The 13,113-nt window shown below is 60.2% G+C and carries 16 protein-coding genes; 11 read left to right on the top strand and 5 right to left on the bottom strand.

Annotated features, from left to right (window positions below; translation table 11 throughout):
• Positions 1-24: 24 nt before the first annotated feature.
• Positions 25-1,017, top strand: a complete 993-nt coding sequence (locus tag ACFC5L_RS02465) for a hypothetical protein (protein ID WP_375202355.1) — start codon at positions 25-27, stop codon at positions 1,015-1,017.
• A gap of 13 nt (positions 1,018-1,030) precedes the next feature.
• Here ACFC5L_RS02465 and ACFC5L_RS02460 read toward each other — a convergent pair whose 3' ends face one another.
• Positions 1,031-1,402 (bottom strand): hypothetical protein, encoded by a 372-nt coding sequence (locus ACFC5L_RS02460; protein ID WP_375201867.1) that lies wholly within the window; start codon positions 1,400-1,402, stop codon positions 1,031-1,033.
• A 166-nt stretch (positions 1,403-1,568) separates the two neighbouring features.
• Here ACFC5L_RS02460 and ACFC5L_RS02455 point away from each other — a divergent pair, with 166 nt between their 5' ends.
• The gene (locus ACFC5L_RS02455) at positions 1,569-2,378 is read left to right on the top strand and encodes an SDR family NAD(P)-dependent oxidoreductase (protein ID WP_375201868.1); all 810 of its coding nucleotides are present in this window, start codon (positions 1,569-1,571) and stop codon (positions 2,376-2,378) included.
• A gap of 138 nt (positions 2,379-2,516) precedes the next feature.
• On the opposite strand, the gene ACFC5L_RS02450 is transcribed toward ACFC5L_RS02455, so the two are convergent.
• Together ACFC5L_RS02450 and ACFC5L_RS02445 are read right to left on the bottom strand one after the other, a co-directional pair.
• Positions 2,517-2,849, bottom strand: a complete 333-nt coding sequence (locus ACFC5L_RS02450) for a UrcA family protein (RefSeq protein WP_375201869.1) — start codon at positions 2,847-2,849, stop codon at positions 2,517-2,519.
• Positions 2,850-3,106: 257 nt separating this feature from the next.
• The gene (locus ACFC5L_RS02445) at positions 3,107-5,401 is read right to left on the bottom strand and encodes an NADP-dependent malic enzyme (RefSeq protein ID WP_375201870.1); all 2,295 of its coding nucleotides are present in this window, start codon (positions 5,399-5,401) and stop codon (positions 3,107-3,109) included.
• Positions 5,402-5,566: 165 nt separating this feature from the next.
• On the opposite strand from ACFC5L_RS02445, the gene ACFC5L_RS02440 reads away from it, so the two are divergent.
• From ACFC5L_RS02440 to ACFC5L_RS02420, 5 genes are all read left to right on the top strand, one after another.
• Entirely contained in the window at positions 5,567-6,439 is an 873-nt protein-coding gene (locus ACFC5L_RS02440) for a DMT family transporter (protein ID WP_375201871.1), read from the top strand.
• 77 nt (positions 6,440-6,516) lie between these two features.
• Positions 6,517-7,101 (top strand): NifU family protein, encoded by a 585-nt coding sequence (locus tag ACFC5L_RS02435; RefSeq protein ID WP_375201872.1) that lies wholly within the window; start codon positions 6,517-6,519, stop codon positions 7,099-7,101.
• Between the two features lie 96 nt (positions 7,102-7,197).
• The gene (locus tag ACFC5L_RS02430; protein ID WP_375201873.1) at positions 7,198-7,407 is read left to right on the top strand and encodes a dodecin; all 210 of its coding nucleotides are present in this window, start codon (positions 7,198-7,200) and stop codon (positions 7,405-7,407) included.
• A 42-nt stretch (positions 7,408-7,449) separates the two neighbouring features.
• Positions 7,450-8,043: a malonic semialdehyde reductase gene (locus ACFC5L_RS02425; RefSeq protein WP_375201874.1), complete on the top strand. Its 594-nt coding sequence runs from the start codon at positions 7,450-7,452 to the stop codon at positions 8,041-8,043.
• Between the two features lie 18 nt (positions 8,044-8,061).
• Entirely contained in the window at positions 8,062-8,838 is a 777-nt protein-coding gene (locus tag ACFC5L_RS02420; RefSeq protein ID WP_375201875.1) for a class I SAM-dependent methyltransferase, read from the top strand.
• Here the strand turns inward: ACFC5L_RS02420 and ACFC5L_RS02415 are convergent.
• On the bottom strand, positions 8,835-9,419 hold the full coding sequence (locus tag ACFC5L_RS02415) for an N-acetylmuramoyl-L-alanine amidase (protein ID WP_375201876.1): 585 nt from the start codon (positions 9,417-9,419) through the stop codon (positions 8,835-8,837). The two genes, ACFC5L_RS02420 and ACFC5L_RS02415, sit on opposite strands and share 4 nt — an antisense overlap.
• Positions 9,420-9,485: 66 nt before the next feature.
• Here ACFC5L_RS02415 and tsaB point away from each other — a divergent pair, with 66 nt between their 5' ends.
• The 4 genes from tsaB to ACFC5L_RS02395 all read left to right on the top strand — a co-directional run bounded on the left by tsaB (position 9,486) and on the right by ACFC5L_RS02395 (position 12,385).
• Positions 9,486-10,160 carry a tRNA (adenosine(37)-N6)-threonylcarbamoyltransferase complex dimerization subunit type 1 TsaB gene (gene tsaB, locus ACFC5L_RS02410; protein ID WP_375201877.1) on the top strand — a complete coding sequence of 225 codons (675 nt, stop codon included), beginning with the start codon at positions 9,486-9,488 and terminating at the stop codon, positions 10,158-10,160.
• Complete coding sequence (locus ACFC5L_RS02405; protein ID WP_375201878.1) at positions 10,157-10,603, top strand: GNAT family N-acetyltransferase; 447 nt, start codon at positions 10,157-10,159, stop codon at positions 10,601-10,603. Before tsaB ends, ACFC5L_RS02405 begins: the two co-directional genes overlap by 4 nt.
• A gap of 89 nt (positions 10,604-10,692) precedes the next feature.
• Complete coding sequence (locus ACFC5L_RS02400) at positions 10,693-11,112, top strand: Fur family transcriptional regulator (RefSeq protein ID WP_375201879.1); 420 nt, start codon at positions 10,693-10,695, stop codon at positions 11,110-11,112.
• A gap of 163 nt (positions 11,113-11,275) precedes the next feature.
• Entirely contained in the window at positions 11,276-12,385 is a 1,110-nt protein-coding gene (locus ACFC5L_RS02395; RefSeq protein ID WP_375201880.1) for a ferritin-like domain-containing protein, read from the top strand.
• Positions 12,386-12,462: 77 nt separating this feature from the next.
• On the opposite strand, the gene ACFC5L_RS02390 is transcribed toward ACFC5L_RS02395, so the two are convergent.
• Positions 12,463-12,999 carry a hypothetical protein gene (locus ACFC5L_RS02390; protein WP_375210733.1) on the bottom strand — a complete coding sequence of 179 codons (537 nt, stop codon included), beginning with the start codon at positions 12,997-12,999 and terminating at the stop codon, positions 12,463-12,465.
• Positions 13,000-13,113: the final 114 nt, after the last annotated feature.

Here is a 13,113-nt window from a genome sequence, read left to right as displayed (position 1 = left end):
CGGCTGAGAAGGGCTGTTATGGACATCGACATTGGATTTTGGGCCGCGATTGGTTTTGCGTTTGCGGCCTACGCCGTTGTGGGCAATGACGCGCTCCAGACTCTCGGCACCTTTATCAACTCGAACCGGCGCCTGCCCTGGTGGGCCTTGTTCCTGTTCGCCGCGACCGTGCTCGTGATCGTGTTCGCCTATGGCTACATGACCAATGGCGGCGATCCGTCCTATGGCCGTCTCGACAACGTCAAAAAATATCCGATCTTCGAACCGCAATGGTATCACGCCGTGCCGCCGCTGGCGCTCCTGTTGCTCACGCGTCTCGGCATTCCGGTTTCCACAAGCTTCATGATCCTCGCGATTTTCGCGACCCTCGACGGCATGTATTCCATGCTGATGAAGTCGCTGATGGGGTATGCGGTCGCCTTCGTCACCGGCGGGGTCATTTATGTCGCATTGGCGCCGACACTGGAGCGCTGGTTCCTGAAAACGTCGGAGCAACAGCATGCGCCGATCTGGGTGCTGTTGCAGTGGATTTCCACAGGCTATCTCTGGTCCGTCTGGTTGATGCAGGATTTCGCCAATATCTTCATCTTCCTGCCGCGCGGCGTCGATGCGGCGGGCGCCCCGGCGCTCAATCATTATGAAGCGGGCATCGCCATCGCCGGCATCGTCGTGCTGCTCGCCTATACATTCTGGAACGGCGGCGGTCCGGTGCAAAAGGTGCTGAAGTCGAAAACGAACATCACCGATATTCGTTCGGCGACCATCATCGACTTCACCTATGCGACGCTGCTCTTCTACTTCAAGGAACTGAACAACATCCCCATGTCGACGACCTGGGTGTTTCTGGGGCTGATCGCCGGCCGGGAGTTTGCGGTCGCCACCCTCGACAAGGTCCGTTCCCCTCAAGCCACGGCGAAGATTGTCCTGACCGATATCGGCAAGGCGACGGTGGGTATTATCGTCAGTGTTGTGCTGGCCATGGGCCTGCCGCTGGTTGCGCAAAGCATCGGCGGTTAGCCGCGTCAGGGCATTAGTCTCCGGGGGCGCTCCGGCCTGTCGCCGGCTTGAATTTCGCGGCCTTGTCTTTCACGCGATAGCGCGCCTCATCCTGACGGCGAAAGCGCCTGCGCGCGGCCTCGTCATCGTCTTTCTGGACATAGGTTGAAGTGGTGGTTGATGCGGCCTTTTTTTCCTCACGGCTGTCTCGAAGCCCGGCTGGCTTGCGGGCCGTGCGGTCCTTGAGGCGATAGGAAGGGCGGCGTCCATGCTTGACGATGTCGGGGTCGTCTTTCAGGGCGAGAAAGCCCAGAAGGCCGTCGGAACGCGCCTCGGCGTTGCGCAAATACCAGATGATGACGACAGCGAAAGTCGCGACAATCAAGATGAATTCGATGCTGTCCATGGCCGTTCCGTCATCCTTCCACCGCCGATGATAGCCTTGGCGCGTTGGCAAGGAAATCACGCAGGACGGCGGAGTTTACCATGCAAGCCCCGTGCTAAGACGTCGCCGCCCGTTAACGCTGTTCGCCGCCATGGACCCTATGGGCGGACCGCACTAGACAATAGTCATGAATTACAAAGACAAATGGGCGCTCATCACAGGCGCTTCCGCAGGCATCGGCGCGACCTTCGCGCGGGCCTACGCGGCCAAAGGCGCCAATGTCATTCTCGTTGCGCGGCGTGAAGACCGTCTCAGGGAGCTCGCCGGAGAGCTTGAAAAAGCCCATGGCGTCACGGCGCGCATCCTCGCCGCCGACCTTTCAGAGCCCTCCGCGCCGCAAATGATTTTCGACGCGCTGGCGGCGGAAGGAACGCCGGTCGATATCCTGGTCAATAATGCAGGCTTCGGTATGCCGGGCTCTTACACCGATAATGACTGGCCGACGCACCGGGCTTTTCTTGAATTGATGCTCGTTTCCTATGCGCAGATGACGCGGCTTTTCCTGCCCGGCATGCGGGAGCGCGATTTCGGCCGCATCATTCAGGTGGCTTCGCTTGCCGGTCTTGTTCCCGGTTCCGCCGGTCACACGCTTTACGGTCCGTCAAAGGCGTTTCTGGTCAGTTTCGCGCAATCGCTTGCGGCCGAATGCGACGGGACCGGCGTTCATTCGACAGCTTTATGCCCGGGCTTCACTTATTCCGAATTTCATGACGCCAATAATACGCGCGGGCTGGTCTCACAGCTTCCGAAATACATGTTCATGGAAGCCGAGCCCGTGGTTGAGGGCGCCATTGAAGCGGCCGAAACCAAACGCGCTGTTTACGTGCCCGGCGCCTGGAACAAATTCGCCGCCTGGCTTGCGCGCACCTTGCCGCGGCCAATAGCGGAACGAATGGTCAGGAAACAGTCGGCGCGGTTTAGAAAGAAACACGCCTGAAAAAAGGCGGCTTCGCCAGCTTGCGATCGAAAAACGCCGTCTGCCGCCGGCGTTTCAATGTCGCCGGGCAAGACTCGGAGGCTCCTTGCCCGGCAGTCGTAGTCGTTCTGTCGCAATGCTGACGAAGCCTGCGCCGGCCTAGTTCGCCGACGCAACCTGAGGCGCGCCGTTTTGGGCGTGCAGACGGTTGAGACGTGAATCGTCGATCTCTGCGATCCAGTCAGCGACCAGGTTTTCTGTGCAGGTCTGGGCGGTTTTCTTGGCGTAAAGCGCGCGTGCGTCCGCCGCACACAGGTTTTCGGCGCGGTTTTCAATGCGCTGGAAAAGGCTTGAGACGCCAGCGGTCGATTCCAGTTCGCTTGTCTTGTAGCTGAATGAAACGCTGTCGCCAGCCTGCGCCGCCGTGACGGCGACAAGTGCGGAAATAGCGGACAGCGCAGAAATTTTAAGAGCTTTTGCGTTGAGGGGCATGGGGTTTCTCCTTTGGCGATTTCGCCTTTGTTGTTGAAACTGACCCGCGCCCCGCGGCCACAAAGCCGCCGATCGCTCTCACGCGCCGTTGGCTCTGATAAAAAGATAATAGGAATACGGATGATTTTTTGAAAGCCGTTTCGCCGTACGCGTTGAACGGTTCGTCGAAAATTGCGTCGTGAAAAGCGAACTAGGTGCGTTTAGAAAGGTTTAACGACAGATATAAGCGCGTAGCACGCATAAAATGCTAATCGGCCTTAAGCCGTCTTTTCGGCCCAGTTGCGGTGTTCGGCGTCAAGCTCGTAAGCCGCCATCGCCGCCAGCGTGACAAGATCGCCCACGGGGGCGCCCACCTGGGCAATCTGCACCGGCCGCTCAAGTCCGATGAGAACCGGGCCCAGAACGAGTGCGCCGCCCACTTCGCCGAGCAGCTTTGTAGAGATCGCGGCGGAATGAACGCCGGGCGTGATCAGCACATTCGCCTCGCCTTTAAGGCGTGAGAATGGATAGATTGCGCGCACTTTCTCGTTCAGCGCCATGCGCGGTGTCATCTCGCCTTCATATTCGAAATCGATGTCAGCGCGCTTGTCCAGAATTTCCACGGCGCCCGCGACCCGGCGCGAATGCTCCGTGTCGGGATTGCCGAAATTCGAATAGGAAACGAACGCGACTTTCGGCGGAAAGCCGAGATGGCGCGCAGCGTGAGCCACTTGCATGGCGATTTCCGCAAGGTCTTCCGGCCCGGGAAGCTCGGTCACATTCGTGTCCGCGACGAAAAGCGTGCGGTTCTTGGTGAGAATGATCGAGACGCCGATCATGCGTTCGCCGGGACGCGGGTCGAGGGCGAGGCGCACATTCGAGAGGGCGACATCGTAATGGCGGGTGACGCCCGTGACCATGCCGTCGGCGTGCCCGTGGGCGAGCATGCAGGCCCCATAGACATTGCGGTCCGTATTGACGAGGCGCACAGCGTCGCGGTGGAGATAGCCTTTGCGCTGAAGCCGCTTGTAGAGATATTCCGTATAAAGATCGCTGTGCTTTGCTGTGCGGGAATGATGAATCTCGAAGTCTGCGTCTTCGGGCAGGCCTGCGTCTTTCAGACCCTGGCGAATATACTCCTCACGGCCGATCAGGATCGCGCGCCCAAGATTTTCCTGCTGGAAACCATAGGCGGCGCGGATGACCGCCTCCTCTTCGCCTTCTGAAAAGACAACCCGTTTCGGCGTTTCTGTGGCGCGCAGGGACGAATAGATGCGCTGGAGGAACGAAGCTGCGGGATCGAGGCGCGCGGCGAGGGTGTTTTTATAAGTGGTAAAGTCTTCGATCGGTTTGCGCGCGACGCCGCTGTCGACGGCGGCTTTCGCGACCGCCGGCGGAATTTCGGAGATCAGGCGCGGATCGAACGGCGCCGGGATGATATAGCCGGGACCGTATTTCAGGCGCTTGCCATAGGCGGCGGCGACTTCGTCGGGCACATCCTCGCGCGCAAGTTTCGCCAGCGCTTCGGCGCAGGCGATTTTCATTTCTTCATTGATCGTGCGCGCCCGCGCATCAAGGGCGCCGCGGAAGATGTAGGGGAAGCCGAGAACATTGTTCACCTGGTTCGGATAGTCCGACCGCCCGGTGGCGATAATGGCGTCATCGCGCACGGCCTGGATTTCTTCGGGCAGGATTTCCGGCGTCGGGTTCGCCATGACGAAGACGATCGGGTTTTTCGCCATGGACTTGATCATGTCCTGGGAAATCGCGCCGGCGACAGAAAGGCCAATGACCACATCGGCGCCGTCCATGGCGTCGGCGAGGCTTTTCTTGTCCGTTTCGACGGCGTGGGCCGAACGCCATTGATCGAGCTGACGGCCCTTGGTGAGAATGCCCTTGGAATCGCAGACAAAGGCGTTTTCGTGGGGCAGGCCCATGGCCTTGATCAGGCCGATCACGGAAAGCGCTGACGAGCCCGCGCCTGATACAGCGACCTTGATGTCCTTGATCGACTTGCCGGTGACGTCGAGCGCATTCAAGAGGCCGGCGGCGGCGATGATCGCCGTGCCGTGCTGGTCGTCATGGAAAACGGGGATGTCCATGAGTTCCTTGAGGCGCTGTTCGATGATGAAGCTTTCCGGCGCAGCGATGTCTTCGAGATTGATGCCGCCGAAAGCGGGGCCGAGATGTTTAACCGCGTTGATGAAGGCTTCGGGGTCTTTCGTATCCACTTCCAGGTCGACCGAGTCGATATCGGCGAAGCGTTTGAACAGAACCGACTTGCCCTCCATCACAGGCTTGGACGCCAGCGCGCCGAGATCGCCCATGCCGAGGATCGCCGTGCCGTTGGAGATGACGGCCACCATGTTGCCTTTGGACGTGTAATCGTAAGCCTTGTCCGGGTCCTCCGCGATGGCGCGCACCGGCGCTGCGACGCCTGGCGAATAGGCGAGAGAAAGGTCGCGCTGGGTCGACATGGGCTTGGTCGGCGTGATCTCGAGCTTGCCGGGCTTGCCGCGGCTGTGAAAGTCCAGGGCTTCCTGATCGGTGTATTTCGTCGTGTTGTCGTCCATGGGGAGGCGTTTCCGGCTGTCTGGTGAGTGGATTGAGGCATACGCGGGTCATGCATCGCCCGCAATCCTTCAGGGAACGGCAGGCATGGAACAATTTCCTGAAATTCTCGTTTAGCTTGTATGGGCCACCAAACAACGCCGGGCGAAAGAGACAGGTTCTCCTTCATGTTGCTTGCTGCGGGCATGATCCTTTTCGGATCGGCTACGCCGGTGTCCAAGATCGTCACTGACGCCATGCCCGTTTTCGTAGCGTCCCTCCTGCGTGTCTCCATCGGCGCCCTTGCGCTGGCCCCCTTTGCGTTGGGGCGTCTCAATGAAGTGAAAAAGGCCAGCCGCAAGGATGTCATCGCCCTTGGCGCAATCGTGCTTTTCGGCATGGTCGGTTTTTCCGCCTTCATGCTTTACGGCATGCGCATGTTGTCAGGCGTTGGCGGCGCTGTCGTCATGGCGACGACACCGGCGGTTACGGCTCTGGGTGCGATTGTCTTTTTCGGTGAAAGCGCAACGGCGCGAAAACTGGTGGCGCTCGCCCTGGCGGTCGGCGGGGTCGTGCTGCTTCATGCTACTGGCGCTGCCGGCGATGAAGGCGGCGGGGCGGCGCTTGCCGGCATGGCGCTGATATTTGCGGCCGTGTGTTGTGAGGCGGCTTACACGCTCCTTGGCCGCAAGGTGAGCGCAGATCTTTCCCCGGTGGTTGTCGCATTTCTGGCTTCGCTGGCGGCGATCCCGTTATTTGCGCTGCTGTCGGTTTTTCAGTGGAGCGCATTCAATCCCGGCATGGTGAAGGCAGGCCAGTGGATAGCGGTGGCGTGGTACGGCGCAGGCACGCTCGCGCTTGGCACGGCGCTCTGGTATGTTGGCCTTTCGTGCACGCAAGGCTCCGTCGCTGCGGTGTTTATGGCCCTGATGCCCGTCTCGGCGCTGGTCCTGTCTTACATCCTTCTCGGAGAGAGCTTCCGCTGGCTTCATCTGCTAGGTTTTGGCGTTGTTTTGGCCAGCGTTATTCTGATTTCTCGCGAACATATGAAGGCCGTCTAGGGATTCCACGCCTTCTGCGGCGTTGCGGTCCGGCCTTTTCGTCCCTAGGTAGGAGGCCGGAAAGAAGAGAGTATCCGATGTTCATTCAGACCGAAGACACGCCGAACCCGCAATCCATGAAGTTCCTGCCCGGACAGCCGGTTCTGGGGCAGGGCGCCCTGGGGATCGATTTTCCGACCATCGAAGCCGCCGCCTCTTCGCCGCTTGCCGCCATGCTGTTTGAGACGGACGGGGTCATGGGGATTTATCTGGGCGCGGACTTCATCACGGTGACCAAGGCCGAAGCCGTCGAATGGGTGCACATCAAGCCGACGCTGCTCGGCGCCATCGCCGATTTTTTCGCCGCCGGCCTGCCGGTTCTGGCGGAGGGCGCCGCCGCGCCGTCATCCGCCCCGGCGACGCCGGTTGAAGACTATGAGGGCGAAGACCGCGAGATTGTCGAGCAGATCATCGAGCTAATCGAAACGCGGGTGCGTCCCGCCGTCGCCGCTGACGGCGGCGATATCGTCTTCAAGCATTATGAGCCGCGCACCGGTGTCGTCTTCCTGTCCATGCAGGGCGCCTGCGCCGGCTGCCCGTCCTCGACCATGACCCTCAAAAGCGGGATCGAGAACATGCTGAAGCACTATGTGCCCGAGGTCGCCAGCGTCGAGGCGGCGTAGCGCCGCCAATCTTCACCCTGTAAGCCGAACTTCAGCGGCGGACGCCGTGTTCCCTTCCTGAGCGCTCTATGCGCGAGAAATGGAAAGGAACGCCTCATGTCAGATAATGTCTACGCCGTCTCGAAAGTCGTCGGGACCTCGAAATCCTCCATTGAGGACGCCATTCAAAACGCCATCGCGACAGCGTCCAAAACACTGAAAAATCTCGACTGGTTCGAAGTGACGGAAACCCGCGGCCTCATCGACGATAACAAGGTCGCCTATTATCAGGTCGCGGTTGAGCTTGGCTTTCGCTATGAAAAATAGCATGAAGGGCGGCGAGCCAAGAGCCGATGGAGCAAGCCCCTCATGTCCGACAAGATGATCAACGACCAGGCCCTCGATATTATTTTCCGCGATGCGCGCACCCATAATGGCTGGGAGGAGCGCAAGGTGACGCGCCCCCTGATGCAGGCGGTTTACGATCTCATGAAATGGGGAGCGACCTCGGCCAATTGCTCGCCGGCGCGGTTTGTCTTTGTGGCGTCCGATGAGGCGAAAAAGCGGCTTGAGCCGCATCTCGGCGAGGGCAACAAAGCGAAAACCATGGCTGCGCCCTGCTGCGTCATTATCGGGCATGACATGGAGTTCTACGAAAAGTTGCCGGAGCTTTTTCCGCATACGGACGCGAAAAGCTGGTTCACCGGCAATGACGAGCTGATCAAGACAACGGCGTTTCGCAACGGCACGCTTCAAGGCGCCTATTTCATGATTGCGGCGCGCGCCGTTGGCCTCGATTGCGGGCCCATGTCCGGTTTCGACAATGAAGGCGTCGACAAGGAGTTCTTCGCCGGCACCAGCTACAAGTCGAACTTTCTGTGCAATATCGGTTACGGCACCGATGAAAATCTCTTCCCGCGCTCGCCGCGGCTGGAATTCGACGACGCCTGCCAGGTTCTTTAAGTCCATTTGGAAACGGCTGTGAAACAGCGTCTTGTCTCTGTTGCACGCGCACTCGGCCTGTTGCCGGCGTTCGATGCGCTGCGGTTCATGCGCTCCAAATGGGCGAGCGCGGAAGACAATGCGAGGTTCCGGAAAGCCCGTCCTGATTTTATCCCGCCGCCGCTCTGGTGGATGCATGACATGTATCGCCACACCTCCTTCGAGCTTTACTGGAAGACCGGACAGGCGACGGCGGAGAGGCTCGCCGGACTGATTGATGCGCATGTAAAGACGGATACGCCGCGGGTTGCCGATTGGGGGTGCGGGCTTGCGCGTGTGCTGCGTCATCTCCCGGATCGCTATCGCCGCACCGGTTTTGATTATAATGACCGCGCTATTCGTTGGTGTACGGAAAATATAAAGGATGCGCAGTTTTTCCATAACGGCCTGATGCCGCCCTTACCTGCCGCCGCCGCGTCTTTCGATGCGCTTTATGCGCTGTCGGTTTTCACCCATCTTTCTGAAGAGGCCCATGACGCATGGATGCATGACATCGCCCGTGTGCTGGCGCCGGGCGGCGTTTTCCTCGGCGCCTTTCATGTTAATCTCGCGCCGGACCAGCTTCTGCCGGAAGAGCGGGCGCGATTTGACGCCGGCAAGCTGGTTGTGCGCGGGCGGGTCAAGGAAGGCTCACGCACCTATGTCGCCTATCACCCGGAAAGCTGGCTTAGAAATCATCTTTTTCACGGCTGGGAGATATTGGAAGGCCCGGTCGATTTCTTCGGTCAATCGCTTTTTGTTGCGCGCCGCCCTTAACCGAGCACAAGTCTTTTAAATTCCGTCCACGGAAAGTTCTCGCCGGGGTCGGTGCGCCGCGATGGGTCAAGGCGCGCATGGCTGACCACATGGGAAAGGTTCGGGTATTTTCCGGCGGCGTAGCGAATAATCCCGGCTGTCGCTTCGAGCTGCCAGTTGGAAAATGGATCCTCCCCATTCTGCCGGTTGACGATTTCAATCCCGAGCGACAGGCGGTTGATGTTTGTCGCGCCGGCGCAGATGTCGGGGTGGGCGCAGGATTTTCGCACATGCCATGCGGCGAGGCGTTCAGGACAGGTCGCCCAGACATGCTCGCCATGGGCGGTTTCATCCTTACCTGGAACAATCCAGTGAAAGCTCGCGCGGCCCTCCTCCATGACAGAAACGGCGCCCGCCGTTGACGCGCCCGCTGTCGCGTGGATGACGATGACGCGGATCGCTTCCTCCGGCGGCGCCCCCCGCAATGACGCGCAGCCGCCAGCGGCGGCCCAGGCGGTCCGGTGAATGTCTTCGGCGAGCGGGATGCGCGCCCCATTGCGATCAGGCGGCAGGTCGAACTGGAATTCGGTCGGGTCGGCCATGAGGCCTCCTTTCAACTGAGCGTGCAGGGATTTGCGGAAGGGCGTCGGCGCCCTATGGAGGCGCCTATGTTGGTTTTGGGATTGGATACGGCGCTTCAACGCTGCTCGGTCGCTATCATAAGAGGCGATGAGGTGGTGGGGGATGAATCCGTCGGGATGGAGCGCGGCCATGCGGAGCGGCTCGCGCCTATGGCGGCGTCGGCGCTGAAAAAAGCGGGCGTTTCGATCCGTGATCTGGACCGGGTTGGCGTTGTGGTCGGGCCCGGGGGATTTACCGGGGTCAGGGTGGCCCTTTCTTTCGCGCGCGGGCTTGGCGTTGGGACAGGCATCCCCATTCTCGGGATCACTAGCCTTGCGGCGCTCGCGGCCCCCTTTTGGGGCGACGGGCTGGTCGCGCCGGTAATCGATGCAAGGCGGGATCAGGTCTACGCCGCCCTTTATGGAAAGGGGGGCGAGATTATCCTTCCGCCCTTTGTCTCTGAACCGAAAGAGGCTTTGAAAAAACTGGAAGAAAAGGTCTCCGGGGCTAAAGTTCGCGTCATCGGGTCGGGGGCGGGGCTCCTTGGCGTGGCGGCTGCCGGCTGGGATGTTTCGGCGGGCGGCGAGGAGATCGACGCCAGGATTGTCGCCCGCCTGGCCGCCAGCGCACCCGCGCCTGATGGGCCGCCGGCCCCGCTCTATCTGCGTCCGCCCGACGCCAAGCCGGGCAAGCCCGCTCTCTTCGGCGGCGCAGCGCCATGACAGCGTGGCGGATCTGGCCTGCCAGCCGTAAAGACGCCGATGCGCTCGCCCGGCTCGAGGCGCTCGCCTTTGGCGGGCGGAGCTGGGGCGCGGACAGCGTGCGCGAGAGTTTTGTTGCGCCGCGCGTGACAGTTCTTTTTGGCGGCGAAAGCGAAGCGGAGCCGCAAGGCTTTGCGGTCTGGCGCGACCTTGGTGAGGAAGCGGAAGTGCTCACCATCGGGGTTGTCGGCGCGGCGCGCGGGGCCGGGCTCGGCCGGGCGTTGCTGGATGGCGTTCTGGAGTCGGCCCGGACATCAGGCGCGGAGCGTTGTTTTCTGGAGGTCGACGCCCTCAATGAAGGCGCGCTAAGGCTTTACGCCCGCGCCGGTTTTGCGCAAGTGGGCGAGCGCCGGCGCTATTACCGCGATGGCGGCGATGCGGTGGTGATGGCGCTCGACTTGTAGCGCGCCCGCCCGGTTCGCTTTCGAGTTGCATGGCGCGGCGGCGGCGGCGATAAAGGCGCTCATAGCCTGCGCCGGATCAAGGAGACTACATGGATCGGCTCGAGAAAATCTGTGTCGCCAAAGGCATGCGCATGACAGAGCAGCGCCGGGTGATCGCGCGCGTCCTGTCCGTCGCCGAGGATCATCCCGATGTGGAGGAGATCCACCGCCGGGCCACAGAGATCGATGACAAGATTTCGATCGCCACCGTTTATCGCACCATGCGTCTGTTTGAGGAGGCCGGGGTCGTTGAGCGGCATGATTTTCAGGACGGCCGCGCCCGCTACGAAGAGGCGACGGAATCGCATCACGACCACCTCATCAACCTCAAATCCGGTGAAGTCATCGAATTTGTGAATGAAGAGATCGAGGCGCTGCAAAAAAAGATCGCCGAGCAACACGGCTTCAGGCTCGTGGATCACCGGCTGGAGCTCTACGGCGTGCCGCTAGATAAGGCCAAGAATTCATAATATTTTGGTTAGAAAAGCCAAAGCGCATAAGGAATTCTTGACACTCCACAGGTAAACTGGTCAGTGTAATCGCACCGGGCATGCGCGCCGACCGTAGCGTCAGAAGGAAAAACATCAGCGCGCGGCCTCCTGTCGGCTTTGAGCCAGTTTGGGAGAAAATATCATGGCGTCTTTGCGCGAGCTTTATCCGATCCCCGATATCGATCCGGTCTGGACCGTGCCCCAGGATTTCGAAACCGCTTTCGACTGGGAATATGACGACGGCCGCAAGCAGATGATGCACCTTTATCAGAAGGGCAAGGACATGCAGTGGGATGCGCTGGAGCGCATCGACTGGTCGCTTGAGCTTGGCGAAGACAATCCCATGGGCATCGCCGATGAAATGGGCGGTCTTGTTCACACGGATGTCTGGAAGAAGATGAATGACAAGGAGCGCGCCGAGCTCCGCCGTCACAATCAGGCCTGGACGATTTCGCAATTCATGCAGGGCGAGCAGGCGGCGCTGATCTGTGCGGCGAAGATCGTGCAGCAGGTGCCGGATCTCGACGCCAAGTTCTATGCGTCAACGCAAGTGATGGACGAAGCGCGCCATGTAGAAGCGTACAAAAAACTCCTGACATGTTTCGGCGTCGCCTATCCCATGACGCATCCTTTGCAGACGCTTGTGGATCAGGCGCTGCGCGACTCGCGCTGGGATATGACTTATCTCGCCATGCAGGTGGTGATTGAGGGGCTGGCGCTTGCCGCTTTCAACAATATCCGCGAGACGGCGGGCAATCCGCTGGCGCAACAGATCAACGCCTATGTGATGCAGGATGAATCCCGGCATGTCGCCTTTGGGCGTTTGACGCTGAAGGATTACTATCCGCAACTCACCGAAAAAGAGCGAGATGAGCGCGAAGAGTTTCTGGTCGAGGCCTGTTATCACATGCGCGACCGCTTCGAAGCGCGCGAGCTTTATCAAAGCCTCGGGCTGCCGGTGGACGAAATCGTCGAAGCGCAAATGGCCTCGGGCTATCAGCAGATGTTCCGCACCATGCTGTTCTCGCGCATCGTGCCGATCGTGCGCGATATCGGCTTGTGGTCTGATAAAATTCAGGCGGCCTATGGCGAAATGGGCGTCCTCGGCTTCGCAGACGTGGACTATGGCGAGCTGATGAAGAACGACAATGACCGCGCTGAAGAGTTTGACGAAATCAACAAGCGCAAGCGTCAGGAATATGTCGAGGATGTCGCCGCGCTTGGCGCATCCGGCATTGCGGCGGCGGAATAGTCTCTTTTAATGACGAAACAAAATGGCGCGTCCTTTATGGGGCGCGCCATTTGCATTTTTCAGGATCTTGAAAGCGTTTAGACGCCGGAAAGGTTGTGCATGCGCGGCTTTGTCGGCGAAGCGTAATTTTCCGACTGGTCGCGGTCGAGCCGGTCGGCAAGCGCGTCAGCGGCTTCGCCGAGATCGCGGATGGCGTGATTGTAGGCTTCGCGAATTGCGTCCAGGCGATCATCGTCAACTGTTTCACCCAGCTTTTCGATCTGGTGGGCGGCGTTTACATAAATCTGCCGGTTCTCGCGGAGCGCCTGAATGGCGTCCTCGACCATGGCGACGTCATTGCCCGTCAGGCGCGGCGCCGTGACGGCGTTTTCCGCGATGTTCAAAAGCTGGTCGGCGGCTTTGAGATTGGCGCCGGCGTCAGCCTCCAGCACGGAAAAGCGCGCGCCGGCTGGTTGTAGCTTGCTGGCGTAGACTTCGGCGGCGTCTGTCTTGGTGAAGCCGTCATCGATCGCGCCGGCCGTGATGCGGGAAACAAAGGAAACCGGTTCCGGTTTGGGCCATGGCGCATCCGCCACGGCTTCGGCGGCGTCGGCGAGGAGATCGCGCTCGGCCACAGTCTGATGCTTGACGCTGGAGTGTGAGGAAATGGGGTTCACCGCGCATCCGCCGGTAAACGCCATTGCTATTACTATCGCTGCAAACGCCCCAATAAACGACTTTGCAGTCTG

The sequence above is a fragment of the Hyphococcus sp. genome (assembly GCF_041986965.1).
In the GTDB taxonomy this organism is placed as follows: Bacteria; Pseudomonadota; Alphaproteobacteria; order Caulobacterales; family Parvularculaceae; genus Hyphococcus.
Note: the sequence above shows the minus strand (reverse complement) of the source record. Positions and strands in the feature narration are given on the sequence as shown.